Raw genomic sequence first — 24179 nt, forward strand, 5'->3', positions numbered from 1 at the left:
CTCTAGGGAGCGGCGACGCTGGAGGGGGCGGGCGCGGCCTGCCAGCCGCCGCCCAGGGCCTTGTAGAGCTGCACCGCCGCGGCGGCCCGGGCGACGCGCGCCGAGGCCAGGCTGTCCTGGCTGGACAGCAGGGTGCGCTCGGATTCCAGCAGCGCCTGAAAGTCGGTCCGGCCCGAACGATACTGGACGCGGGCGATGTCGACGGCGTTGCGGGCGGCCGCCTCGGCGGCGACCAAGGCCTGTTCACGACGATCCGCGGAGGACACCGAGACGAGGGCGTTCTCGGCCTCCTCCAGCGCGGTGAGGACGCTGGCGCGATAGGCGGCCAAAGCGCTGGCCGCACTGGCCCGCTGAGCCTCCACGGCGGCGCGGATCTGGCCGCCGTGGAAGATCGGGGCGGTGATCCCGCCGACCAAGCTGCCGGCCATGTCGCCGGCGGCGGTCGACAGCGAACCGCCCGAGCCGGAGAAGGTCCCGCTCAGTACAAGCGCCGGATAGAGCTGGGCCGTCTGGACGCCGATGCGGGCGGTCTCCGCCGCCAGGGTGCGTTCGGCCAGCGCCACGTCCGGACGCCGCCGGACCACGTCGGCGGGAATCGCGGCGGGTTGGACGACGGGCGCGGTCGGCGGCTCGGCGGCAGGTTCGAGCAAGCCGTTCACCGCGCCTGGCGCTTCGCCCAGCAGCACCGCTAGCCGGTTGGCCGCGCCGGCGTAGGTCGTCTCGATCGCCGGGACGCTCGCCGCGGTCTGGGCGCGGAGCTGGCGCGCCTGCTCCAGGTCGAGCGACCCCACCAGGCCCGCCTTCAGCCGCCAGCCGGTGATTTCCACGGTCTCGTCCAGGCTGGAAAGCGTATCGCGGGCGATGCGCAGCCGGGCTTGGGCCTCGCGGGCGTCGAGATAGTTCAGCGCGATCTCGGCGGCGACGGTGAGCTGGACCGCCCGCAGGTTGGCGCGCGTCCCCTCGGCCGTGGCGCGGGCGGCCTCGACCGAACGGCGTCCGCCGCCGAAGATGTCGGTCTCGTAGGCGGCGTCGAAGCCGATCTGGTAGCTGGCGCGGCCGGAGGTCTGACCCGATGTGCGTTCGCCGACTTGGCGGGTTCCCGAGCCGAAGGCGTCCAGGCTGGGCAGCAGAGCGCCCCGCGCCGCGCGAAGATCGGCGCGCGCCGCCCGAACCCGCGACCCCGCCTCGTCGATATCGAGGTTGGTGGCCAGCCCCCGCTCAACCAGGGTCGTCAGGATCGAGTCGTCGAAGGCCCGCCACCAGCGGGCCAGGTCGGCGTCGGCGGAGGTCTCTCGCGTCCCGGTCGTGAATTGCTCGGGCACCTTCAGCGCGGCAAGCGTCGGCGCGTGGTAGTCGGGGCCCGTGGCGCAGCCGGCCAACAAGGCGGCGGCGGCGCCGATGATCGCCAACCGCATGGACAGCAAGCGGGTCAATCGGTCTTCCTAGCCTCGTGCGACCGCAAGGGAGCCTTATCGGGGCGGTTTTCGCGCCCCTCACCTTGACGCAGCTCAAGCGTAAATCGGTCAGTATCGCATTGACTTTTCGGCGGCCCGTCTTGGTCCGTGGCCCTCGCCTCCCGGACAGACCCCATGACGATCCCGCCAAGGCCACGAGGGTTCGGCTCGATCGGCATGTTGAGGCGCGTCAATTCGCTGGCGCCGCGTCCATGACAGGTTTCAGCGGCGTCTGGCTCGAAAGGTCGTCTTCATGCTGATACGCGTTCTGGTCGCAGCCGCTCTCGCCAGCGCGCAGCCGCTCGCCGCGCCGCCGAGGGGACAGCTTCGGGTCGTGCTCCAGTTCCGAGATTTGTAGCCGGCCGTCACGGGCGATCACCCTTGGCGGGCGCCCATGGCCGTCGAACCCGTCGCCAATTCTGTTCGACCTATGGGAGACTCGAAATGCGGAAAGTTCTTCTCACGGGCGCCTTGGCCCTCGCTCTTGCGATGCAAGGTCCGGTCGCCGCGCTCGCGCAGGCGCCCCATCGCCCCTCGCATGATCCGCATCGCTTCGAGCGGCGTCCGCCTCCTTCCGGCTGGAGCCAACGCCAGTGGGACTACCGCCAAGACTACCTGCGTCGCCATGGCGATCGTCGTGATGATCATGACGAAGCCATCATCGCCGGCCTGCTGGGCTTCGCCCTCGGCGCGGCGATCGCCGGCTCCCAACAGGAAAAGGAGCGGGTCAAGCCGCGCCTGAGCGACCCGGACTGGATCGCCTACTGCGCTCGCAAATACAGATCCTTCGACCCACGCAGCGGCACCTACCTGGGGTATGATGGTCTGCGTCGCTACTGCGAGTAACGGATCCGCGCCCCTCGAAGCGATCCATTCCTCGCGCCGCGGCCCAGGCCTCGCAACGCGGAGATTTCCGCTCAAACCGGTCCAGCTTTCGGGGGCGTGGCATGCGACGTCGCTCAAATACTGACTAACGTGTCAGTCAATATTGACTCTCCAAGCACGCCGATGCGATGGTCGCGGCGTTCGTCGAACGGCGTCATCAAGGCGCGGCGGCGACAGGGAGGGAAGAATGAGCCGTCTAGTCTATTCGGCGTCGCTGCTCGCGCTCATGGCCGCGGCGACGTCCGCCGTCGCGCAAACCAGCGCCGCGTCCACCGACGCCAAAGCCGTCAGCAACACGGTAAGCAGCGTGGAGGAGGTCGTCGTCACCGCGACCCGCCGCAGCGAACGTCTCCAGGACGTGCCGCTCAGCATCACCGCCTTTTCCCAGAGCGAGCTGACGCAAAAGGGCGTCGTCAGTTTCGAAGGCGTCGCGCGGGAGACGCCGGGCGTGGTGTTGAACCGGGCCAGCGACAACAACGCCCGCTTCACCGTCCGCGGGATCTCGACGAACGGTTGGGGCGCGGGCCTGCAGACCACCACCACCATATATCTGGACGAGCTGCCGCTCAGCACGATCGGCAACACCGTCACGCTCGATCCCAGCCTGTACGACGTGGAGCGCGTCGAGTTCCTGCGCGGCCCGCAAGGCACGCTGTTCGGCTCGGGCTCGCTGTCGGGCGCGCTGCGCGTCCTGACCAAGAGCCCCGATACGACGGGCTATGACGCTACGGTCCAGGCCGACATCGGCTATACCGGGGACGCCAAAAGCTGGCGCCAACGCTACAACGCCATGGTCAATGTCCCCCTGGTCAAGGACAAGCTGGGTCTGCGCGTCGTCGGCTTCTACCGGGACGAGGATGGCTTCGTCGACAACACCGGCACGGGCGAGAAGAACTCGAATTCCCTGAAGGACTGGGGCGGTCGGGCGATCCTGCTCTACAAGCCCAATGACCGGCTGAGCGTGCGGCTGCTGGCCTCCTACGAGGACAGCGACCCCAATGACGCCTCGCTGACCACGCCGTCGCTGGGCGACCGCAAGCGCTACAGCACCATCAATGATCAGTACACGTCGAAGACCCAGATCTACAACGGCACGCTGGAGTACCAATTCGACGGCGCGCGCCTGACCAGTTCATCGACCTACTCGGTCGCCGACAGCCTGTTCAACGTCGACCTGGCCGGCACCTTCAACCTGGCGGTGCCGTTCTATCTGTTCGACAGCTTCACCTCGAAGACCTTCGTCCAGGAAACACGCCTGGCCTCGACCACCAGCGGCAAGGTCGATTGGGTGGCGGGCGGCTTCTACCTGCATCGCGACACCGACCTGAACGGCGAGGACCGCTCCAGCGCCGCGTATCTGAGCGCGCGCAAGATCACCGGACTGCCAGGTACGACCTTCGCCGCGTTCGGCAGCGACACCAAGACCTATGAACTGGCCGGCTTTGGCGAGCTGACCTACCACCTGACCGACAAGCTGTCGGCCACCGGGGGCGTCCGCTACGGCAAGTACGGCGGCGCGGTCGACACCAAGCCGGGCTTCAACACCGCCTACTTCACCTACGCCCTGGTCGGGATTTCGGGGCCGCTGGCCCTGACGCCGAGCGCGGCGGCGCACACCAAATACCCGTCGGCGTCGAAGGCGTCGTGGAAGGCCAGCCTGAGCTACAAGCCCTCGCGTGCGCTGACGACCTACGCCACGATCTCCACCGGCTATCGGACGCCCGTCTACAACAGCCGGGCCGGAAGCGTCAGCACCGTCACCCCCACGGATCTCGTCATCCCGGCGGGCGCGGGGTCTGACAACCTCGTCAACTACGAGGTCGGCGCGAAGGGCCGGTGGCTGGACGGCCGCCTGACGGCGAACATGGCCGCCTACCTGATCGACTGGAAGAACATCCAGGTCCAGGCCAACCGCCAGTCGGACTCGGTGCAGTTCGCGACCAATGTCGGCCGAGCGATCAGCAAGGGCTTCGAGGCCGAGGTCAGCTTCGTTCCGGCTCCCGGCTGGACGATCGGCGTCAACGGCGCCCTGAACAACGCCAAGGTGACCGAGCTGACGGCGCAGGAGGCGGTGATCTCCGGCGCCGTGGACGGCGCGCGCCTGGCCTCGCCCCACGTTCAGGGGACGCTGTTTGGCACATACGCCTATACGCTCAAGAATGGGGCGCGGGGCTTCACGAGCGTCCAGGTCCAGCACGTGGGCTCGTTCCCGAACGGGTTTCCGAACACGCCGGGCAAGGCGGGCGTGAAGAGCCCGCTGTACGACAGCACCGACGCCTACACCTACGTCAACCTGCAGACCGGGATCCGCAAGGACAACATCAACGTGATGCTCTACGGCGAGAACCTCGGCAACAGCCGGGCGACGACCTACATCCACCCCGAGGCCTTCGTCTACAGCCGCTACGCGATCCTGCGGCCTCGGACGTTCGGCGTTCGCGTCGGCTACGACTTCTGAGCGTGGCCGTGGGGGTGAAGGCGATCCTCATGGGCGCCTTCACCCTCTCGACCTTTCCGCGGCCCCGCGTTGACGGGGTGGAGGCGAAACCGCTACCCGAGTCGAAATGAGCAGCACCGACCAAGCCACGCCAGGACAGCCGCCCGCGCGCCCTCGCGCGCCCAACCACAAGGCTCGCGTCCGCGAGGCCTCGATCGAGCGCATCCTAGACGCCGCCGAGCAGCTGTTCGCCGAGTTCGGCTATCATGGCGTCACCCTCAAGGACGTGGCGGCGCGGATCGGCGTGAGTTCGACGCTCATCCACTACCACTTCAACGGCAAGGAGAGCCTGTACGAGGCGGTGTGGGCGCGGCGGGCCCCGATCTCGGCCCGCAACCGTCTCGAGGCCATGCGCCGCTACGCCGAGGCGGTGGGCGACAAGGTCACGGTCGAAGGGGCGCTGCACGCCTGGATCGACACCGACCTGAACGTCCAGATCGACGACACCGAGCAGTGGCTGGCCTTCGGCAAGATCAGCGCCCAGGCCAACAGCGCCGCCGGCTGGGGCGCCGAGAAGATGAGCAAGTACTTCAACCCGGTGGTCCTGGCCCTGATCGACCTGCTCAAGAAGGCGATGCCCGATTGCGACGAGGCGACGATCTTCTGGGGGTACCACTTCGTGTCGGGCGCCATGACCCACAACATGGCCCGCACCGGCCGTCTTGACGAGCTGTCACACGGGTTGTGCTCTTCCGACGATTTCGTGTCGATCCGGCGGCACATGGCGCGGTTCATGGCCGCGGGCTTCGAGGCGATACGCCAGGACGTCATGGCATCTAAGGACAAGTGATGAGCAAGGATGGAACGCTGGCGGGGCTCTTCGACCTCTCCGGCAAGGTGGCGCTGGTGACGGGCGGGTCGCGGGGCCTGGGTTTGCAGATCGCCAGCGCGCTGGGCGAATACGGCGCTTCGCTAGCGCTGGTGGCGCGTAAGCAGGCCGAACTGGACGCGGCGGTCGAGCAGCTTTCGGCGAAGGGGATCACGGCCGTCGGCTTCGCGGCGGACCTGGGCTCGCCGCAGACGGCCTCGGCGCTGACCGAACGGGTGCTCGAGCGGTTCGGGCGCATCGACGTGCTGGTCAACAATGCCGGCGCCGCCTGGGGCGCGCCGGCCGAAGACTATCCGCTGGAGGGCTGGAACAAGGTCATCGACCTGAACGTCACGGGCCTGTTCTTGCTGACCCAGGCGGTGGCGCGCGCGGCGTTCCTCAAGCAGGGCAAGGGCTCGGTGGTGAATGTCGCCTCGATCGAGGGCCTGCAGGGTCACCATCCCGACCAGCTGGGCACGATCGCCTACAACACCGCCAAGGGCGCGGTGGTCAATCTGACCCGGGCTCTTGCCGCCGAATGGGGTCCGAAGAACATCCGGGTCAACGCCCTGGCGCCCGGCTATTTCCCCTCAAAGATGACGGAAGCGACGCTGGGCGAGCACGGCGAGGACATGCTGCGCCGGACGCCGCTGGGCAAGCTGGGCGGCGACACCGACCTGATGGGGCCGGCCCTGCTTCTGGCCTCGGACGCGGGCGGCCACATCACCGGCCAGATCCTGGTCGTCGACGGTGGCATGACGGTCATCTGATGAGCGTTCTTGATCGTCGCGATGTCGACTTCCTGCTGCACACCTGGCTGAAGGCCGGCGATCTGATCGATCGCGAGACGGCCGATGCGATCCTGGATCTTTCCGAGAAGCTGGCGGCCGAGCGGTTCCTGACGCACTTCAAGCGCAACGACGTCGAGGAGCCGTGGCTCGACGACGGCCAGGTTCGCGTCTGCGGCGCGATCGGCGAGGCGCTGGCTCAATACGCGGACCTGGGCCTGTTCTCGGCCGGCTTTCCCGAGGAGCAGGGCGGGCTGGGCTTGCCTTATCTGCTGTGCTCGGCCTCGTTCGCCTTCTTCGCCGCCGCCAATGTCGCGACGGCCGCCTATCCGATGCTGACGGTGGCCAATGCGCGCCTGATCGCCACGTTCGGGTCGGAGGCCCAGTTCGAGGCCTTCGCACGACCCGAGATCGAGGGGCGCTGGTTCGGCACGATGTGTCTGTCCGAGCCCCAGGCCGGGTCCAGCCTGGCCGATATCAGCACCCGGGCGACGCCTGATGGCGACGACGAGCTGGGCGCGCGCTATCGCCTCGCCGGCAACAAGATGTGGATCTCGGGCGGCGACCAGGACGTCAGCGAGAACATCGTCCACCTGGTGCTGGCCAAGGTCCCGGACGCGTCCGGCGCGCTGCCCGAGGGGACGGCGGGCATCTCGCTGTTCATCGTGCCCAAGATCCTGCCGGACGGCTCGCGAAACGACGTCGCCGTGGCGGGCTTGAACCACAAGATGGGCTACCGCGGCACGGCCAACTGCCTGCTGAACTTCGGCGAGCGGGGCGGGGCGGTCGGATGGATCGTCGGCGAACCCGGCCAGGGCCTGAAGCAGATGTTCCTGATGATGAACGAGGCCCGGATCGGCGTTGGCCTGGGCGCCGCGGCGCTGGGCTATCGCGGCTATCGTCTCGCCGTCGCCTACGCCCGCGAGCGGTTGCAGGGACGCCCCCATGGGCGGCGATCCGGCGCGCCGACGCCGATCATCGAGCACCCCGACGTGCGGCGGATGTTGTGGCAGCAGAAGGCCTATGTCGAAGGCGCGCTGGCGCTGTGCCTCTACTGCGCGAGGCTTGTCGACACGGCGCCCGACAATGCCGACGACGCGGCGCTGCTGGGCCTGCTGACGCCGATCGCCAAGACCTGGCCATCGGAGCACGGCTTGCTGGCCAACGACATCGCGATCCAGATCCACGGCGGCTATGGCTACACGCGCGACTTCGATGTCGAGCAGCTGTGGCGCGACAACCGCCTGAACCCCATCCACGAAGGCACGACCGGCATCCAGGGCCTGGACCTGCTGGGCCGTAAATCCTGCAGGATGGATCGGGTCTGGCGGTCCTGGAACGATCGATCGAGCGGACCGCGCGGGCGGCCCTGGCGGTCGCGGGGCTGCAGGACCACGCCGGCGCCCTGACGCACGCCTGGAGCGCGGTGGTCGACACGATCGAAGGGCTGCGAGGTCGTGGAGGGCAGGCCGCGCTGGCCAACGCCACGCCGTTCCTTTGGGCCTTCGGTCACGTTGTGGTCGCCTGGCTCTGGCTGGACCAGGCCACGGCCGTCCCGCCGGGCCCGGACGACTTCGCCGAAGGCAAGCGCCGGGCCTGTCGCTATTTCTTCGAGTGCGAACTGCCCAAGGTCGACGCCCTGCTGGCGTTCGTCGCCTCGGGCAGCGACGTGGCCTCGGACGCGCCGGTCTCGATCTTCTAGATCAGGTTGGCGCGGGCGATGGCGCCCAGGTGCGCGGCGCTGTGGCGCGGCGTGCGCTTGAAGGTCTTGCGATCGACGGCCACCAGGCCGAACGGCACGCCGTAGCCGGACGTCCACTCGAAATTGTCCAGCAGCGACCAGTAGAGGTAGCTGTGGACGGGTATGCCCTCGGCCAGGCACTGGCGGACGCCGTCCAGAGCCTGGTCGATGAAGGCGATGCGGCGCGCGTCGTCGTTGGTGGCGACCCCGCTTTCGGTGACGTAGATCGGCTTGCCGATGGCCTTGTGCGCCCAGCGGATCGTGTTGGCGAGCGCCTGAGGGTAGAACTCGTAGCCGGCCAGGGTCAGCTCGGCGCCCTTGGGCGGCGGGCGCACTCCCTGTTCGTCGACGACGAACCGGGTGTAGGTCTGAACCCCGAAGAAATCGGCGTGGCTGCGGGCGACTTCGACCCAATCGCCGTAGAGCTTGCGCTGATAGATCGCGACCAGGCTGGGATCGCCGGCCGACTGGATGTCCTGGGTGGTCATGGTGACGCCGACCGGTAGGTTCGGCCGGACGGCCTTGATGGCGTCGTAGGCGCGGCGGTGGGCCTCCTGCATGATCGGCGAGACGACTTGCGGGTCGGCATAGGCCAGACGCGAGAAGCGCGGGGAGTCCGTGGCCCTGGCCGCCGCGGCGATGGCGGCCTTCACGGCGGGAATGGCGTTCTGGATCCCGGGCATGAGGTCGACCAGCAGGCGGATATTGGCCTCGTTGAAGGTCGTGGTCATGTGCATCAGCCCGCCCAGGCGCTCGGCGACCTTGCGGCAGTATCGGGCGAAGAGGGCCGGGGCGTCGGCGACCTCGAAGCCCCCGCGCATGGCGAACCATAGCGGCGTGGTGAAGTGGTTCAGGGTCACCATGGGCTTGAGGCCCCGCGCGCGGCAGGCCTCGAGCATACGGGCGTAGTGGTCGAGTTCGGCCTCGGAGAACTCGCCCTCGCTGGGTTCGATCCGGGCCCACTCCACGCCCATCCGGTAGCAGTTGAGGCCCAGGCCGCCGGCGATCGCGAAATCCTCGGCATAGCGGTGGTAGCTGTCGCAGGCGTCGCCCGAGCGTTCCTTGAACATGCTGGGCCGGATGTTCTCCATGAGCCAGGCGTCGCTGTTGGTGTTGCCGCCCTCGCTCTGATAGGCCGAGATCGCCGTGCCCCACAGGAACCCCGCGGGAGCCGGCCGCTTGGGGTTGATCTCGGCGGCGGCGATCAGAGGCGTCAGGGCGGCGCCGGCGCCAAGCAGCAGATCGCGTCGATCCATCGTCATTCTCGTCTCTCCGGAAAAGAATGGCGGGCGACGCGAGGCCGCCCGCCAGGCGCGAGGTGAGATCCAGAAGACTGTCCCGCCGTCGATTTCGAACGTCCGACCTGCCGCTCGCCAAATCGTATTTGCCGCTAAATAACTAACTCTCTCGGCAGTGAATTTTGTCCTATCGCTGTGACGGCGTCAACGATCGTTGTTCTACGAGGGCGATCCAAGTGGACGCAAAGCGCCCGATCCTGAACCGACGCCCAAGATCACGCCCGCCCAATGGGCTCTCCAAAGCCAGCGCCGGACAGGCCTAGGCTAGACGCGCCTCACTCGGATGCGCGGCGTTTGCGCGCTTGGCGCGGCGCGCCTTGAGTCCCTACGGCCTGGAGGCCGAAGCCGCGGGAAATCATCAGCCGCATCACCTCGTTCTGCATGTAGTAGAGGATGTTGCGGGCGCCTTCGGCGGCCTTGGCCCCGTCCCGTTCGGCCAGACCCTCCCGGACCACACGCCAATGTTCGAAAGGACCGCCGTCGTCGCTAAGCGCCAGGCTCGCATAGGAATAGTGCCAGCGGGTCTTTCGGCGGATCGACGCGATCATCTTCTGCGCGTCGGCGCTGGAGACGCTTGCCAACTGGTCAAAAATGACCTCGCTGCGGTGGATCAATTCGTCGGCCGGCGCGCCGCGCTCGGTCGCCTCGAACAGGGCGTCCACCAGTTTCAAGGTCTCGGCCAGGTGCTGCGGCGTCGCGCGGATGCAAGCGAACCGGGCCGCCAATCCGTAGAGCGCGGCCCGGACCTCGTAGAGGTCGAAGACCTCCTGGACCGTGGTCGCGGCGACATAGGCGCCGCGATTTTCCTCGAGGTTCACCAGACCGTCGTCGCCCAGTTCGCGCAGCGCCGTTCGCGCGATCGAGCGTCCCACGCCGAACTCGGTGCAGATCCGGACCTCTCGCAGCCATTCACCCGGAGGCAGAAGGCCGTCCTGAATCCGGCGCCTGAGAGCATCCGCCACGTCTTCCGCCGTCGGCGAAGGTGCGGTGGCGGACCTGCTCGGGGGTGTCTTGGCTGGCATGGAGGACAATCGGCTTTCGGCGGTTCACGGGAAATCCCCACGCGACTGTGGGATCGGAATCGATGAGTGAAAAGAGATTGTTCCGCCCGCGCTACGGTAAAGTGTTGTTCATTATGGGTTAAATTGTCGAACAATATAGTTGACGTGCCCGTGCTTTTGGCTGTGTCCGGACCTGAAGCCGGAGAACTTTGACACCTGGACCGCCGGGGTCATCTATCGCCCGAGCCCCGGCTTGGCCGGGCGCGCGCCATGAGGATGCGAGACGCCCCGACGCGCAGACCAGTCGCGCGCCCGAGGCCATCGCGCGGCCGAAGCAAACGAAGATCCAGCTTCAGAACATGCCGGCGCCGAACCCGCGCCGACTGTTCGTCAGCCATGCCCGAAGGTGTTGGAAAGATTTCTTTTTCTTCAAAGGTGGCTGGCGGAGAGGGTGGGATTCGAACCCACGGTGCCCTTCCAGGCACGCCGCATTTCGAGTGCGGTACATTCGACCACTCTGCCACCTCTCCAGGCCGCCGTTCCGAGCGGTTTTGGAACCGCCCGAGGTCGAGGGCGCGATACCTAGCGGCGTCGCCGCCGGGACGCAAGCCCTTCTTCCCAGGTTTTTCGCGGTCAGCCTTTTGGTCGCAGAATCATCTGGGTGCAGCGGAAAAGAGCGATGGTTTTTCCGGTGGCCTCGGCGGTCACCACGGCGTCCCAGACCTGGGTGGTCTTGCCGCCGTGGACCAGCTTGGCCTCCACCGCCACGCCGCCTTCGCGGGCGGTGCCCAGGAAGTTCGACTTCAGTTCGATCGTGGTGAAGCTGGTTCCGCCCTCGGGCAGGGAGATCATGCAGCCGTAGCCCGACGCCGAGTCGGCCAGGGCGATGACGCTGGCCGCGTGCAGGAAGCCGTTGGGGGGCCATGTGGCGCTTGTCGACGTCGAAGCGGCCCTCGACGTGGCCCGGCACGGCCACCCGCCACTCCAGGCCCAGGAGGTCGGGGAGGAAGCCGGCCTGGCCGGCGGTCAGGGCGGCGCTGAAATCCTCGGCCATGGCGGCTTGCTCCATATGCTTCGCGTGCGAACCATATGCGCGGCGCGCGATCCTGGCGCAAGTCCGTTCGGAAAAGAAACCCTAGAGCTTGGTGATGTCGACCGGCGGGAAGCGCGGGCCGCTCTCGGGCTGCGGCGGCAGCTTGCCGGAGCGAATGGCCACGCGCAGGGCGGCCGAGGCCAGCACCGGGTCGGGCAGGATGGCGTCGGCGGCGGTGCGCAGGGCGATGAAGTCCAGCCGGTCGATCTTGTCGTTCAGCTGGATGTTGTCGGCCTTCTCCTCGGCCACGGTCGATTCGCAGACCGCCGAGGCGCAGACGCCCGGCAGGATGCGGGTTTGCGGCGGCAGCTTGAGGAACTTGCGGGCGTCGTCCCAGGTCCTGCCGGCGTCGGCGCCAGGAATGTCGCAGCGGCCGGCGCCCTCGGCGGGGGCCAGCATCAGGTCGCCGGTGAACAGCACGTCGCCCATCAGATAGGCGACCGCGCCGGGCAGACGGCCGGTCAGGGCGATCGGCGTGAACTCCACGCCGCCCATCGGAAAGCTGTCGCCGTCCTGGGCCAGCTTGTCGAAGTCCCAGCCGTCGAGGTCGACCATGGTCTCGCCGAACTTGGGAGCCAGGCGCTTGAGGCTGTCGACCACCTTGGCGCCGATGCAGATCGACGCGCCGGTCTCGTATTTCAGATGACCGGCGGCCGACACGTGACCGGCGTGAAGGCCGGTCTCCAGGATCCAGGTCGGGCCCAGGTCGCGGGCGCGGATTTCGGCGATGATCCGGTTGATGAAGCTGGCGTCCACCGCCTCGGTGACGGGATCGAAGTCCAGGACCGGATCGACAATGGCGCAGAGATAGGTGGCGGGATCGACGATCAGATAGGTCACCGTCCCCGTCGCGGGATGGTGGTATGCGATGATTTCCGGCTGCATCAATCTGCCTCAGACGCCCGAGGCCGGCACCATGGCGGCCAAGCCGTTAAACATCCGCGAACGGCGATACGACTTTTGGCGATTTCGAGGTGTCTGGCGCGGGCTCGCCTAACGTCCGTCGGCCGCGGCGCAGGGGTGGCTCCCGTCACGCATGCCCGCGACCCACATCGGCTCGACATAGCGACCGCCGTCGCGGAAGCCGGGCGCGCAGCCATCGGGCGTGTCGGAACCGCCGCGCCGGTTGCCGGTGACGATCGACAGGGCGACCGACTGGCTCTCGCCGCCCGCGCGCGCGGCCATAGCCCGGGCCGTAGCCATAGCCGCCGCCGTACCCGTACCCGGGGCCATAGCCGCCGCCATAATAGGGATCATACCAGCCGCCGCCGTGCTTGCCGAAGTCGGTCTTGGAGACGGCGACCCCGACCGTGGTGTTCTCGCCGACCGGGAACAGGCCCGTGGCGTAGACGCTGCGATAGCCGCCGGTGCCGACCGACACGCCCATCGAGCCGTGGACCTTGCGTTTGCCGTCCGCGTCACGATCAGCGGGCAGCAGGCCGCGCGGGCCGTCGTCGACCTCGGGGCCGGGATTGGCGGCGATGAAGGCGGCGATCTGTTCCTGGGTGGTCAGCTGCCTGACCGGCGCCGGCGCCGCCGGAGCGGCCGGCGCCGTGGCGGTCAGAGCCTGGGCCGAGGGCTTGGCCTGGGCGGTGGCGATGACCTCGTCGTCCTCGCTCGCGAAAGCGGGGCCAGCGAGAACGGCGGCGCTCATGCTCGCGGCGGTCAGGGCGATAGTCGCGAGATGATGCCGCATGGACGCTCCAACATGACCCGGCCGATAAACTGGACCGCCCAAGAACTAGACCGGTAAGCCAGCGCAATTAGGGCGCTTTTGTTGCCGGGGCGCAAGTTTAACCCGCCTTGTGAATATGGGCAGGGTTCAGAGCGTTTCCAGTCCCGCCTCCAGCGCCGCCATGTCCGGGGCAGGGGGGTCTCGAAGCGCAGGGCCTGGCCGGTCACCGGATGGACGAAACCCAGCAGCGCCGCGTGCAGCGCCTGGCGCTTCAGGCCCGCCGCCGCGACCTGCTCGCGGACCGGTCCCGCCGCCTGGCTGGCGCCGTAGATGGGATCGCCCAGGCAGGGCGAGCCCTTGCTGGCCATATGGACGCGGATCTGGTGGGTGCGGCCGGTTTCCAGGCGGCACGCCACCCGGGCGGCGAGCGGTTTGTCCTGTGGCCCGAACGCGGCCTCGACCCGGTAGTGGGTGATGGCCCGGCGGCCGCCGGACTTCAGCACGGCCATCTTCTTGCGGTCGCTGGGGGAGCGGCCAAGCTGGGTGTCGATCGTGCCCGACGCGGGCGATGGGCGCCGCGCGTCAGGGCGACATAGAGTTGGTCGATGTCGTGGGTGGCGAACAGCTTCGACAGGCCCTGATGCGCCACGTCGCTCTTGGCCGCGACCATGACGCCGGACGTGTCCTTGTCCAGGCGGTGGACGATGCCGGGCCGCGCCACGCCGCCGATGCCCGACAGGCTGGCGCCGCAGTGGTGCAGCAGGGCGTTGACCAGCGTGCCGTTCGGCGTGCCGGGCGCCGGATGCACGGCCATGCCGGCGGCCTTGTCGACCACGATCAGGTGCTCGTCCTCATAGAGGATCGATAGCGGGATGGCCTCGGGCTCCGGCTCGGCCGGGGATGGGGGCGGCACCGACAGCACGTAGGTCCCGGCCCTGGCCTTGCGCGCGGCGTCGGTGATCGGCTGGCCGTCCAGGGAGAGACGGCCCTCGCCGATCAGGGCCTGCAGACGGGCGCGCGACAGGTCGGGGAACAGCGGGGCCAGCACCTTGTCCAGCCGCTGGCCGGCCAGGCTGTCGGGCAACTCGGCGGTCAGCGCCTCGCCGGCGCCGACTTCGGGCGCATCGCCGTCTAGCGCGTCGTCATCCAGCTGATCTTCGACTGTATCCACTGGGGTTTCATCACTCCGTCACACGCTCGTCGCGTCGCCGACACGGCCCATGCCTACGGCCCAGGTCTAGTATGGCGCCGAGGGGATATTCGATGCACGCTTTCCGCACCACCACGCTGTTGACCGCCAGCATCCTGGCCCTGGCCATCGCCGCTCCGGCCATGGCCGCCGATGAGACGCCGGCGCCGGCCAGCGACGAGCAGGCCACCCAGCTGGGCGAACTGGTCATCACCGCCCAGAAGCGGGCCCAGGACCCGGTGGAGGTCCCGATCGCCGTCACCGCCTATTCGGGCAAGTTCCTGGAGGCCATCGGCGTCAAGTCGTTCGAGGAGCTGTCGGCCTTCACTCCGGGCTTCCTGGTGCAAAACCAGTCGAACAACAACTCCGGCTTCGTGATGCGCGGCATTACCTCGGACTCCGGCTCGTCCGCCGACGAGGCGCGGGTGTCGATCTACCAGGACGGCGTGTCGATCTCGCGCTCGCGCGGCTCGTATGTCGAGCTGTTCGACATGGAGCGGGTCGAGGTGGCCAAGGGCCCGCAATCGACCCTGTTCGGCGCGGCGCCCTGATCGGGGCGGTGAACCTGGTGCAGAACAAGGCCAACCCGGCCAAGACCGACTGGGCGCTGAAGGCCGAGGGCGGCACCGGGGGCTATTTCACCGGCGACGCCATGGTCAATTTCGCGTTCGGCGACGGCAGCGCGCTGCGCATCGCCGCCCGCACCCGCCAGGTCGACGGCTATGTCGACGACGCGGCTGGCGGCGACCCCTACAACTCGACCGACAGCCAGGCCGTGCGCGTCGCCTACCACCTGGAGCCGGGTAACCTGAAGCTGGACCTGATCGGCAACTACCAGGTCGACGACACCAGCGGCACCTCGTTCAAGAGCCACACCTTCAATCCGACCAACCCGGTCACCGGCGCGGTGCTGGGCGACACCGGCGTGGCCTCCGCCGCCACCCTGTCGCCGGGCGCGGGCTTCGAAGGCGGCAAGCCGCTGGGCCTGGACCGCAAGGTCTACGGCCTGACCGCTCTGGCCGAGTACAAGCTCAGCGACAGCCTGACCCTGTCGTCGATCACCGCCACGCGCGCCTTCCACTCGAAAGAAGTGTTCGATCCGGACGGTACGAGCCTGCCGATCCTGACCTTCGCCGAGGACGCCAAGGGCCGTCAGCAGAGCCAGGAACTGCGCCTGCGCTATGACGACGGCGGCCGTTTCTCGGGCTTCGTCGGCGGCAACTACTTCCACGAGACCGGTTCGTGGCGGATTCCGGGACAGTATGACGAGCGCCTGGTGCTCGCGCTGCTGGCCGGGAACACGCCCCTGGGCATCAGCCGTCCGAACCCGCAGCCTCTGGCCGTGCTGACCAACCCGGCCTACCTGGCGCAGGTGCTGCAACTGGGCTTCGGCATTCCGAGCGCCATCGCGCCGGGGATCGTCTCGAACCTGAAGCCGATCCACCGCGAGACCTTCGCCAACTACAGCGAGAACACCGCCTACGACGTCTATGCCGACGGCACGTTCAAGCTGACCGACAAGTTCGAGATCACGGCCGGCATCCGCTACACCAGCGAAGACCGCGAGGCCGCCTACGCCTCGAGCGTCGACAACGGCCGTTCGATCCTGGGCATCCTGCTGGCCGCCCCGACCCCGACCAACCTGTTCCTGGCCGCCCAACCGAACGCGGTGAACAATCCGGCCCTGCCGATGGTCGGCCTGATCACCCAGCCGACGGCGAACAACGGCGACCGCTTCAGCAAGAAGATCGACGACAGCGGCCTGACCTGGCGCCTGGTCGGTCGTTACGCCGCTTCGGAAGACCTGAGCTTCTACGCCTCCTACGCCCGCGGCCGTCGCCCGGATGTGATCTCGACCAGCGCTCCGGCCACGCCTCTGGGTTCGGCGCGCTTCAACGTGGTCGCCGCCGAAGAGGTCAACAGCGTTCGAGGGCGGCGCCAAGGCCAAGCTGGCCGGTGGTCGCGTGTTCCTGTCGGGCGCGGTGTTCCACTACGACTACGACAACTTCGCCACCAGCTTCCGCCAGGGCGCGCAGGTCGTGACCCTGAACGCCGGCAAGGCCAAGGCCTACGGCTTCGAGGGCGAGGCCCGCGTCCAGGCCGACGACTACTGGACCCTGTTCGCGACCTACGGCTACAACCACGCCCGCCTGAAGACCGGTCTGCGCGAGGGCAACCATTTCCGCCTGTCGCCGGACAGCACCTTCTCGGTGGGCGCGGCCTTCAGCCACGAGGCGTTGGGCGGCAAGCTGACCTTCACCCGACCTACACCTGGCGCTCGAAGATGTTCTTCGATGACGACAACGACCGTTCGGACCTGCAGTCGGGGGGCCTGTTCCCCGACACCCAGGTCGACGAGTATCAGAACGCCTACGGCCTGCTGAACGTGCGCGTCGGCTTCGGCGCCGCGGATGACCGCTGGAAGGTCGAGGCCTTCGTCGAGAACCTCACCGACCAGAAGTACCTGAAGGACGCGGGCAACACGGGCGACAGCTTCGGCATCCCGACCTTCATCGCCGGCAAGCCGCGCTTCATGGGCGTGGGCGTCACGTTCCGCCACTAAACGCCGCCGTCCGACCTTCCCCGGGCGAATGCCGGGGAGGTCGGATTTGAGGTTGCTCGACAGCCTCCTCCTTTCGTTGTCTCGTGCCGCCGTGTCTGGGGAGAGCACATCATGACCATCGACCGCCGCAAGGTTCTGGGCCTGCTGGGCCTGTCGGGCGCCGCCGCCGGCGAGGCCGCGGCCGCCACCGTCAAGGGCCTGCACGATGGCCCGGTCAGCTTCGACCACGGCGTGGCCTCGGGCGATCCGCTGCAGGACCGCGTGATCCTGTGGACGCGGGTGACCGCGCCGGGCGCCAAGCTGCCCGTGGGCGTGCGTTGGGACGTGGCCAACGATCCGGACTTCAAGACCATCGTCCGTCAGGGTCACGCCACCACCGACGCCGGACGCGACCATACGGTCAAGGTCGACGTGACGGGGCTGAAGCCGGGGACCGAGTATCACTACCGCTTCCGCGCCAGCCGCGCGGGCCAGCCGGTCGGCGAGGCGGTGGTCGGCCGCACCCGCACGCTGCCGACCGGCGCGACCAAGGACGTGGTCCTGGCGGTGGCCTCGTGCAGCCTCTATCCGAACGGCTATTTCAACGCCTATGACGCGATCGCCAAGCTGCCGCGCGTCGATGCGGTGCTGCACCTGGGCGACTACATCTACGAGTACGGCGCCGCGCCCGGCGACTACGGCATGAACTCGCCTACCGCCAAGACGCGCATGCCCGACCCGCCGCACGAGATCGTCACCCTGGACGACTATCGGCGCCGTCACCGCATCTACAAGACCGACCCCATGCTGCAGGCGGCCCACGCTCGCGCGCCGTGGATCGTCGTCTGGGACGACCACGAGACCGCCAACGACAGCTGGATCGGCGGGGCCGAGAACCACACGCCCAAGACCGAGGGGGACTGGGCGACCCGCAAGGCCGCGGCCCTCAAGGCCTATTACGAGTGGATGCCGATCCGCGAGCCGTCGGCGGGCGCCTTGCCCGAAGCGGCCTGGCGCGGTTTCCAGTTCGGCGACGTCGTCACCCTGCTGATGACCGAGACGCGTCTGACCGCGCGCAGCCAGCAGCTCGACTACGAGACCGACCTGCCGATCGTTGACGGCAAACCCGATGTCGCCGCCTTCGTCGCCAAGTGGAAGGATCCCTCGCGCCGGATGATGGGCCAGGATCAGGAGCGGTGGCTGGCCGGTCAGGTCGGCGCCTCGGTCAAGGCCGGCACGGCCTGGCAGGTGCTGGGCAACCAGGTGGTCATGGCCCGCGTCGCCACGCCCAACCTGCAGAAGACGATGGGCGAGGAGAAGTTCGGCGCTCTGGTCGCCAAGCTGCCCGACTACGCCAGGAAGCGCGTCGCCCAGTCGGTGGCGATGTCGGCCTATGAGATTCCGTCGAACCTGGACGCCTGGGACGGCTATCCGGCCGATCGCCAGCGGGTCTACGACATCTTCACCGCCGCCCAGGCCCGGCCGATCGTTCTGGCCGGCGACAGCCACATGTTCTGGGCCAACGAGCTGTGGAACGACGGCGGCGACAAACGCGTGGCCGTCGAGTTCGGCGCGACCTCGATCACCTCGCCCGGCTATGGCGACCTGATGCCCGGCGCGCCGATCGGCGAGGCCTTTGTCCAGCGCAACAAGGAAGTCCGCTACAGCCACCCCAGCGCCAAGGGCTTCGTGCTGCTGACCCTGGAGCACGGCAAGGCGACGGGCGACCTGGTGGCGGTCTCGACCATCCTGGAGCCGAAATACGAGACCAGCGTGCTCAAGCGCTTCGTCGTGACGCCCGCCGCCGGCGGCGGCGTCGAGGCGCTGAAGGAGGGGTAGGCTTACTGGCCCCTACCTGACCGCTTCGCGGTCGTCCGCCCCCGGAGGGGGCGGAAGGGGAACCGCAGACCTTCTTCCCCCTCCGGGGGAGGAGGGCCGAAGGCCCGGAGGGGGGCGAGTCAGCGCCGTTCCAGCGCCAGCCGCAGGCCGAACGCCACGAACACGCAGCCCGTCACCCGGTCCAGCCACCGGACCACCACGGCTTCGCGCAGCAGCCCCGCGATCGGCACCGTGGCGGCGATCAGGGCGGCGAACCATAGCAGTCCCAGGACCACGTGGATGCCGGCCAGCAGCAGCCCGAACCGGGCCGGCGCGACGCCGGCCGGAATGAACTGCGGCAGGAACGACACGTAGAAGATGCCGACCTTGGGGTTGAGCAGGTTGGTCAGGAGGCCGCGCCGCAGGGCCGCGATCGGGCCGGCGTCGATGGCCTTCATCTCGCCGGGCTCGAACTGGTCGCGAGGCTTGAGGATCATGCGGATCCCGGTCCAGGCCAGATAGGCGGCGCCGACCCACTTGAGGACCGCATAGGCCATTTCCGAGGCGGTCAGCAGCGCCCCCACCCCGAAGGCCGCCGCCGCGCCCCAGATGAAACAGCCCAGGCCGATCCCGATCGCCGCTCCGGTCGCGCGGCGCGGCCCCTCGGCGGCGGCGGTGCGGATCACCAGCGCGGTGTCGAGGCCCGGCGTCAGCGTCAGCAGCCCGGCGGCCAGGGTGAAGGCGATCAGGGCCTCAGGGGTGGTCATGGATCGGTGTTTCCCGCTCAACCAGCTTCCCGTCGTCCAGCACGCGGTAGAAGCACGAGCGGAAGCCGACGTGGCAGGCGCCGCCGTCGCCACGCGGACGCACCTTCAGCAGCACCGCGTCCTGGTCGCAGTCGACCCGCAGCTCGACGACGTCCTGCAACTGGCCGCTGGTTTCGCCCTTCTTCCAGAGCTCGCCCCGCGAGCGGCTGAAATAGTGGGCGATGCGGGTCTCGACCGTCAGCTTCAGCGCCTCGGCGTTCATCCAGGCCAGCATCAGGATCTCGCCGCTGTCGGCGTGCTGGGCCACCGCCACGACCAGGCCGTCGGCGTTGAAGCGCGGCGCCAGAGCGGTTCCGCGCTCCAGATCGTGCTTGCTGTGGGCTTGGGGGAACAGGTCGGTGCTCATGGCGCCACATATGGCGCAGGGCGAGGCCGTGCGCTAGTTTCCCGCCCCGCAAAGCCTGCCTGAACACGCTTTGTTTGGAAGGCTGGAGCGCGGCGTTGCGCTCCGGGGACGCGATGAACCTGAAAGACCGCATCAAGGCCGGCGTGGCGGCGCTGGACGAGAGGGCGAGGCCTTGGGCGCGACGGTCGCGCTGGAACGGCTATGCCTACGAATTCCTGCTGTTCGGCCTGAAGCAGGCCTGGGCCTGTCTGTTCGGCGGCCTGATGCTGGCCCTGCTGGTCGGCACGCACCTGTTCTGGCCGGCCGGCGCGCCGCTGGCGCGCTACGATTTCCTGGTCATCGCCGCCGTCGCCATTCAAGTCCTGCTGCTGGCCCTGAAGCTGGAGCGCTGGGACGAGGCGCTGGTCATCTTCATGTTCCACGTCGTCGGCACGATCATGGAGCTGTTCAAGACCGCTCATGGCTCGTGGATCTATCCCGAGCCCAGCCTCTTGCGGATCGGCGGCGTGCCGCTGTTCACCGGCTTCATGTACGCCTGCGTCGGCAGCTACATCGCGCGGATCTGGCGGCTCTTCGACATCACCTTCGTGCGTTATCCGCCGTTCTGGAGCACCCACATCCTGGCGGTGCTGATCTACGCCAACTTCTTCAGCCACCACTACATCGTCGACTTCCGGATGGGGCTGTTCGCCCTGTCGGCGCTGCTGTTCGGCCGGACCTGGTTCGTGTTCACGCCGGATCAGACCGCTCGCCGCATGCCGATGCTGATGGGCGCGGTGCTGGTCTCGCTGTTCATCTGGTTCGCCGAGAACCTCGGCACCTTCGCCGGGGCGTGGATCTATCCCAGCCAGGCCAAGGGCTGGCATCTGGTGCCGATCGAGAAGATGGGCGCCTGGTATCTCTTGATGCTGATCAGCTTCGTCCTGGTGACGCTGGTCCACCGCCCGGTGGACGCCTGCGTCGCGCGGATCCGCGAAGGGATCCGCGCGGCGGCGTAGGCCCTACTTCCGCGTCACCAGATCCATGAACCGCTGCTGCAGGACCTTGTCGGTCTTGAACACGCCGCGGAACTGGGTGGTGATGGTCGAGACGTCGTGGTGGTGAACGCCGCGGGTGCTCATGCACTGGTGCTCGGCGTCGATCAGCACGGCCACGCCGGCGGCGCTAAGGTGATCCTCGATCGCGTCGGCGACCTGCATCGTCATGGTCTCCTGAGTCTGGAGACGCTTGGCGAAAATCTCGACCAGGCGAGCCAGCTTGGACAGGCCCACGACCTTGCCGGTCGGCATGTAGGCCACCCAGGCCTTGCCCAGGAACGGCGCCATGTGGTGTTCGCAGTGGCTCTGCACGTCGATGCCGCGCAGCATCACCATGTCGTCATAGCCCTGCACGTCCTCGAAGGTGCGCGAAAGTTCCTTGGCCGGATCGCCGTGATAGCCGGCGAACCACTCGCCATAGGCGTCGACCACGCGCTGGGGCGTGTCGAGCAGGCCTTCACGGTTGGGGTTGTCGCCGGCCCAGGCCAGCAGGGTCCGGACGGCGGCCATGGCCTCGTCTCGGGTGGGGCGCTCGGCGGGTTCAAGATCAAGACCGGTGTCAGAGCCGATCAGGGTTCGCTCGCGGGACAAGGCGTCCATGTTTTTCAGAGGTCTTTCCACGGGCTGAGTTGCGCCGAAGCGCCTGTCGCTCCGGAATTACGCGTGCCACCCGTTTCATATACGGCGCGAGGAGCGATTTAGACGCATCGCGACATGGCCCTCGCCGTATCTGGAAGATATATGGGGCCGGCCCCTTTCGGGGGCAACACCTCCGTTACGTTAGGTTGCCGCGACCCAATGACCCTGAAGATCCACGACACCCTGGCGCGCGAGAAGCGCGACTTCGTTCCCGCCGATCCCAAGCGGGTGACGATGTACGTGTGCGGTCCGACGGTCTGGAACCACGCTCACATCGGCAATTTCCGCCCCGTGGTCGTGTTCGACGTGCTCTATCGCGTGCTGCGCAGCCTCTATGGCGAGGACGCGGTGGTCTATGCCCGCAACGTCACGGACGTGGACGACAAGATCAACAAGAAGGCCGCCGAGGAAGGCGTCGACATCTCGGTGATCACCGAGCGCTACCTGGCCGCCTATCACGCCGACGCCGACGCCCTGGGCGCGCTGCGGCCGAACCTGGAGCCCCGCGCCACCGACCATATCGGCGCGATCGTCGAGATGATCGGCAAGCTGGTCGACAACGGCTCGGCTTATGCCGCCGAGGGGCATGTGCTGTTCGACACCCAGAGCTTTCCCGACTACGGCCAGCTTTCCGGCCGGCCGCTGGACGAGATGATCGCCGGCGCCCGCGTCGAGGTCGCGCCGTACAAGCGCCACCCGGCCGACTTTGTGCTGTGGAAGCCGTCCAAGGAGAACGAGCCCGAGTGGCAGAGCCCCTGGGGCGCAGGCCGTCCCGGCTGGCACATCGAGTGCTCGGCGATGATCGAGAAGACGCTCGGCGACACCATCGACATCCACGCCGGCGGCATCGACCTGGCCTTCCCGCACCACGAGAACGAGGTCGCCCAGAGCCGTTGCGCCCACAAGACGCCGGTGCTGGCCAACTACTGGATGCACAACGGCTTCCTCGACATGGCCGGCGAGAAGATGTCCAAGAGCCTGGGCAATGTCGTCATCCCGCACGAGCTTCTGAAGAACGTTCCGGGCGAGGTGATCCGCTGGGCGCTGCTGTCGGCCCACTATCGCCAGCCGCTGGACTGGACGCCGGAGCTGCTGGAGCAGTCCAAGAAGTCGCTGGACCGACTGTACGGCGCCCTGCGCCGCGCCAAGGACGTGCCGCTGGATCAGGCCATGGAGGCCCCGGAAGAGGTGGTCGCCGCCCTGATGGACGATCTCAACACGCCGCTGGCCACGTCCGCCTTCTTTGAGGTCTCCAGCCTGATCGAGAAGGCGGTGACGGCCGGCGACACCGTCGCCATCGCCGCCAACAAGGCCCGCCTGATCGAGGCCGGCGCCCTGCTGGGCTTCCTGCAGGCGGACCCGGACAGCTGGTTCGAGGGCGACGCGTCGGACGAACTGAAGGCCCAGGTCGAGGATCTGCTGGCCAAGCGCCTCGCGGCCCGCGCCGCCAAGGACTGGACCGCCGCCGACGCCATCCGCGCCGAGATCGACGCCCTGGGCGTGGTGGTCATGGACGGCCCTTCCGGCGCCACCTGGCGAATGAAGGACTAAGGGTTAGCGAGCCGATGAAACGCGCCGTTGAGCACCGTATCGGGGTCCAGGCCCCCGCCGAGATCGTCTGGGAGATCGTCTCGGAATTCGAGTCCTGGGAGACATGGAACCCGCTCTATCGCAAGGCCGAGGGGCAGCTGAAGATCGGGGCCAACCTCACGCTGGAGCAGCACCTGCCGGGTCAGCCGGCCGCGGTGATCACGCCGGTGGTCCACGACTGGGTGCCGTACGAGCAGTTGCACTGGCGCTCCAGCCGGATCGGCGGGTTCGTGACGGCGATCCGCTATCTCGAGATCGAGAGCATGGGTCCGAGCAACTCGACCTTCTCGAACGGCGAGTTGTTCATGGGGCCGCTGCTGCGGTTCGTCGGCCGCGACGAGCGCCGCAAGCTGCGGGCCGCCTTCACGGAGATGGGCGAAGCCGTCCGCGACCGCGCCGAGGCCATCTGGTCCGAGCGCCAGAAGACCCCATCTTAAGCTTCCCATGATCGACGACCTCTACAGCGCCCGGATCCTGACGCTCGTGGCCAACATGCCGCGGGCCGGACGCCTGCCCGCGCCCGACGCCAGCGCCGAGAAACACGCCAAGCTGTGCGGCAGCCGGATTGTCGTCGACGTGGTCGTCGAGGACGGCAAGGTCATCGACTACGCCCAGGACGTTTCGGCCTGCGCCCTGGGCCAGGCGGCCGCCGCGATCCTGGGCGCGAATGTCATCGGCGCGGAACTTTCCGACATCGAGTTGGCGCGCGACTCTCTTGCCGCTATGCTGAAGACGAACGGTTCGCCTCCCGCGGGCCGGTTTGCGGAGCTCGCCGTGCTGGAGCCGGTCAAGGACTATCCCGCCCGTCACGCCTCGACGCTGCTGGCGTTCGAAGCGACGGTCGAGGCTGTCCGGAAGGCCACAGCTGTCTCCGAAACGCGAACTAGCACCGCCGGCGCGGCTTGATCCCTCTCTCCGGGGAGTGTGTAACCGCACTGCAACAAAGTCGCG

The 24179-nt window shown here is 68.0% G+C and carries 21 protein-coding genes, 1 tRNA gene and 2 pseudogenes; 12 read left to right on the top strand and 12 right to left on the bottom strand.

The genetic code is table 11. The features are described from left to right. Positions 1 to 2: 2 nt before the first annotated feature. Together ACHMW8_RS10835 and ACHMW8_RS10840 are read right to left on the bottom strand one after the other, a co-directional pair. The gene (locus ACHMW8_RS10835) at positions 3 to 1433 is read right to left on the bottom strand and encodes an efflux transporter outer membrane subunit (protein ID WP_395445550.1); all 1431 of its coding nucleotides are present in this window, start codon (positions 1431 to 1433) and stop codon (positions 3 to 5) included. A 211-nt stretch (positions 1434 to 1644) separates the two neighbouring features. Then, a complete protein-coding gene (locus tag ACHMW8_RS10840; protein WP_395445551.1) occupies positions 1645 to 1833 on the bottom strand; it encodes a hypothetical protein in 189 nt (62 codons plus the stop codon). 65 nt (positions 1834 to 1898) lie between these two features. Here ACHMW8_RS10840 and ACHMW8_RS10845 point away from each other — a divergent pair, with 65 nt between their 5' ends. From ACHMW8_RS10845 to ACHMW8_RS10870, 6 genes are all read left to right on the top strand, one after another. Continuing rightward, positions 1899 to 2300: a BA14K family protein gene (locus ACHMW8_RS10845; RefSeq protein ID WP_395445552.1), complete on the top strand. Its 402-nt coding sequence runs from the start codon at positions 1899 to 1901 to the stop codon at positions 2298 to 2300. A gap of 226 nt (positions 2301 to 2526) precedes the next feature. Further along, complete coding sequence (locus ACHMW8_RS10850; protein ID WP_395445553.1) at positions 2527 to 4797, top strand: TonB-dependent receptor; 2271 nt, start codon at positions 2527 to 2529, stop codon at positions 4795 to 4797. Between the two features lie 106 nt (positions 4798 to 4903). Then, the gene (locus ACHMW8_RS10855; RefSeq protein WP_395445554.1) at positions 4904 to 5626 is read left to right on the top strand and encodes a TetR/AcrR family transcriptional regulator; all 723 of its coding nucleotides are present in this window, start codon (positions 4904 to 4906) and stop codon (positions 5624 to 5626) included. Then, positions 5626 to 6414 carry an SDR family oxidoreductase gene (locus ACHMW8_RS10860; protein WP_125156759.1) on the top strand — a complete coding sequence of 263 codons (789 nt, stop codon included), beginning with the start codon at positions 5626 to 5628 and terminating at the stop codon, positions 6412 to 6414. Before ACHMW8_RS10855 ends, ACHMW8_RS10860 begins: the two co-directional genes overlap by 1 nt. Then, positions 6414 to 7841, top strand: a complete 1428-nt coding sequence (locus ACHMW8_RS10865; RefSeq protein ID WP_395445555.1) for an acyl-CoA dehydrogenase family protein — start codon at positions 6414 to 6416, stop codon at positions 7839 to 7841. The genes ACHMW8_RS10860 and ACHMW8_RS10865 overlap by 1 nt, the downstream gene beginning before the upstream one ends. Then, complete coding sequence (locus ACHMW8_RS10870; RefSeq protein ID WP_395445947.1) at positions 7838 to 8134, top strand: acyl-CoA dehydrogenase C-terminal domain-containing protein; 297 nt, start codon at positions 7838 to 7840, stop codon at positions 8132 to 8134. Before ACHMW8_RS10865 ends, ACHMW8_RS10870 begins: the two co-directional genes overlap by 4 nt. On the opposite strand, the gene ACHMW8_RS10875 is transcribed toward ACHMW8_RS10870, so the two are convergent. The 7 genes and pseudogenes from ACHMW8_RS10875 to ACHMW8_RS10905 form a co-directional block, all read right to left on the bottom strand. After that, on the bottom strand, positions 8131 to 9429 hold the full coding sequence (locus ACHMW8_RS10875; RefSeq protein ID WP_395445556.1) for a glycoside hydrolase family 1 protein: 1299 nt from the start codon (positions 9427 to 9429) through the stop codon (positions 8131 to 8133). The genes ACHMW8_RS10870 and ACHMW8_RS10875 overlap by 4 nt on opposite strands. Before the next feature lie 317 nt (positions 9430 to 9746). Continuing rightward, positions 9747 to 10493 carry a GntR family transcriptional regulator gene (locus tag ACHMW8_RS10880; RefSeq protein ID WP_395445557.1) on the bottom strand — a complete coding sequence of 249 codons (747 nt, stop codon included), beginning with the start codon at positions 10491 to 10493 and terminating at the stop codon, positions 9747 to 9749. 419 nt (positions 10494 to 10912) lie between these two features. Then, a tRNA-Ser gene (locus tag ACHMW8_RS10885) sits at positions 10913 to 11002 on the bottom strand. A gap of 103 nt (positions 11003 to 11105) precedes the next feature. Continuing rightward, complete coding sequence (locus tag ACHMW8_RS10890; RefSeq protein WP_395445948.1) at positions 11106 to 11378, bottom strand: PaaI family thioesterase; 273 nt, start codon at positions 11376 to 11378, stop codon at positions 11106 to 11108. Positions 11379 to 11607: 229 nt separating this feature from the next. Further along, positions 11608 to 12453, bottom strand: a complete 846-nt coding sequence (locus tag ACHMW8_RS10895) for an MBL fold metallo-hydrolase (protein ID WP_395445558.1) — start codon at positions 12451 to 12453, stop codon at positions 11608 to 11610. A 142-nt stretch (positions 12454 to 12595) separates the two neighbouring features. Then, positions 12596 to 13261 (bottom strand): hypothetical protein, encoded by a 666-nt coding sequence (locus ACHMW8_RS10900; RefSeq protein ID WP_395445559.1) that lies wholly within the window; start codon positions 13259 to 13261, stop codon positions 12596 to 12598. A gap of 126 nt (positions 13262 to 13387) precedes the next feature. Further along, positions 13388 to 14411: pseudogene (locus ACHMW8_RS10905) on the bottom strand (RluA family pseudouridine synthase). A gap of 92 nt (positions 14412 to 14503) precedes the next feature. Between ACHMW8_RS10905 and ACHMW8_RS10910 the strand changes: the two are divergent. After that, positions 14504 to 16992, top strand: a pseudogene (locus ACHMW8_RS10910) (TonB-dependent receptor). A 111-nt stretch (positions 16993 to 17103) separates the two neighbouring features. Then, positions 17104 to 18810 carry an alkaline phosphatase D family protein gene (locus ACHMW8_RS10915; RefSeq protein WP_395445560.1) on the top strand — a complete coding sequence of 569 codons (1707 nt, stop codon included), beginning with the start codon at positions 17104 to 17106 and terminating at the stop codon, positions 18808 to 18810. Between the two features lie 119 nt (positions 18811 to 18929). On the opposite strand, the gene ACHMW8_RS10920 is transcribed toward ACHMW8_RS10915, so the two are convergent. Continuing rightward, positions 18930 to 19556 carry a LysE family translocator gene (locus ACHMW8_RS10920; protein WP_125156720.1) on the bottom strand — a complete coding sequence of 209 codons (627 nt, stop codon included), beginning with the start codon at positions 19554 to 19556 and terminating at the stop codon, positions 18930 to 18932. Beyond that, positions 19543 to 19962 (bottom strand): phosphoribosyl-AMP cyclohydrolase, encoded by a 420-nt coding sequence (hisI, locus tag ACHMW8_RS10925; RefSeq protein ID WP_395445561.1) that lies wholly within the window; start codon positions 19960 to 19962, stop codon positions 19543 to 19545. Before hisI ends, ACHMW8_RS10920 begins: the two co-directional genes overlap by 14 nt. A 113-nt stretch (positions 19963 to 20075) precedes the next feature. On the opposite strand from hisI, the gene ACHMW8_RS10930 reads away from it, so the two are divergent. Then, positions 20076 to 20960: a DUF817 domain-containing protein gene (locus tag ACHMW8_RS10930; RefSeq protein ID WP_125156718.1), complete on the top strand. Its 885-nt coding sequence runs from the start codon at positions 20076 to 20078 to the stop codon at positions 20958 to 20960. Positions 20961 to 20963: 3 nt separating this feature from the next. Here the strand turns inward: ACHMW8_RS10930 and folE are convergent, their stop codons facing one another. Then, positions 20964 to 21599: a GTP cyclohydrolase I FolE gene (folE, locus tag ACHMW8_RS10935; protein WP_395445562.1), complete on the bottom strand. Its 636-nt coding sequence runs from the start codon at positions 21597 to 21599 to the stop codon at positions 20964 to 20966. A gap of 198 nt (positions 21600 to 21797) precedes the next feature. On the opposite strand from folE, the gene cysS reads away from it, so the two are divergent. Genes cysS through ACHMW8_RS10950 form a run of 3 tightly spaced genes read left to right on the top strand, consistent with a single transcriptional unit; the run spans position 21798 to position 24134 of the window. Beyond that, a complete protein-coding gene (cysS, locus tag ACHMW8_RS10940; protein WP_395445563.1) occupies positions 21798 to 23189 on the top strand; it encodes a cysteine--tRNA ligase in 1392 nt (463 codons plus the stop codon). 14 nt (positions 23190 to 23203) lie between these two features. After that, entirely contained in the window at positions 23204 to 23665 is a 462-nt protein-coding gene (locus tag ACHMW8_RS10945) for an SRPBCC domain-containing protein (RefSeq protein WP_125156715.1), read from the top strand. 7 nt (positions 23666 to 23672) lie between these two features. Next, entirely contained in the window at positions 23673 to 24134 is a 462-nt protein-coding gene (locus tag ACHMW8_RS10950) for an iron-sulfur cluster assembly scaffold protein (protein WP_125156714.1), read from the top strand. Positions 24135 to 24179 lie beyond the last annotated feature (45 nt).

This window comes from Caulobacter sp. UC70_42 (genome assembly GCF_044056025.1).
Lineage (GTDB): Bacteria > Pseudomonadota > Alphaproteobacteria > Caulobacterales > Caulobacteraceae > Caulobacter.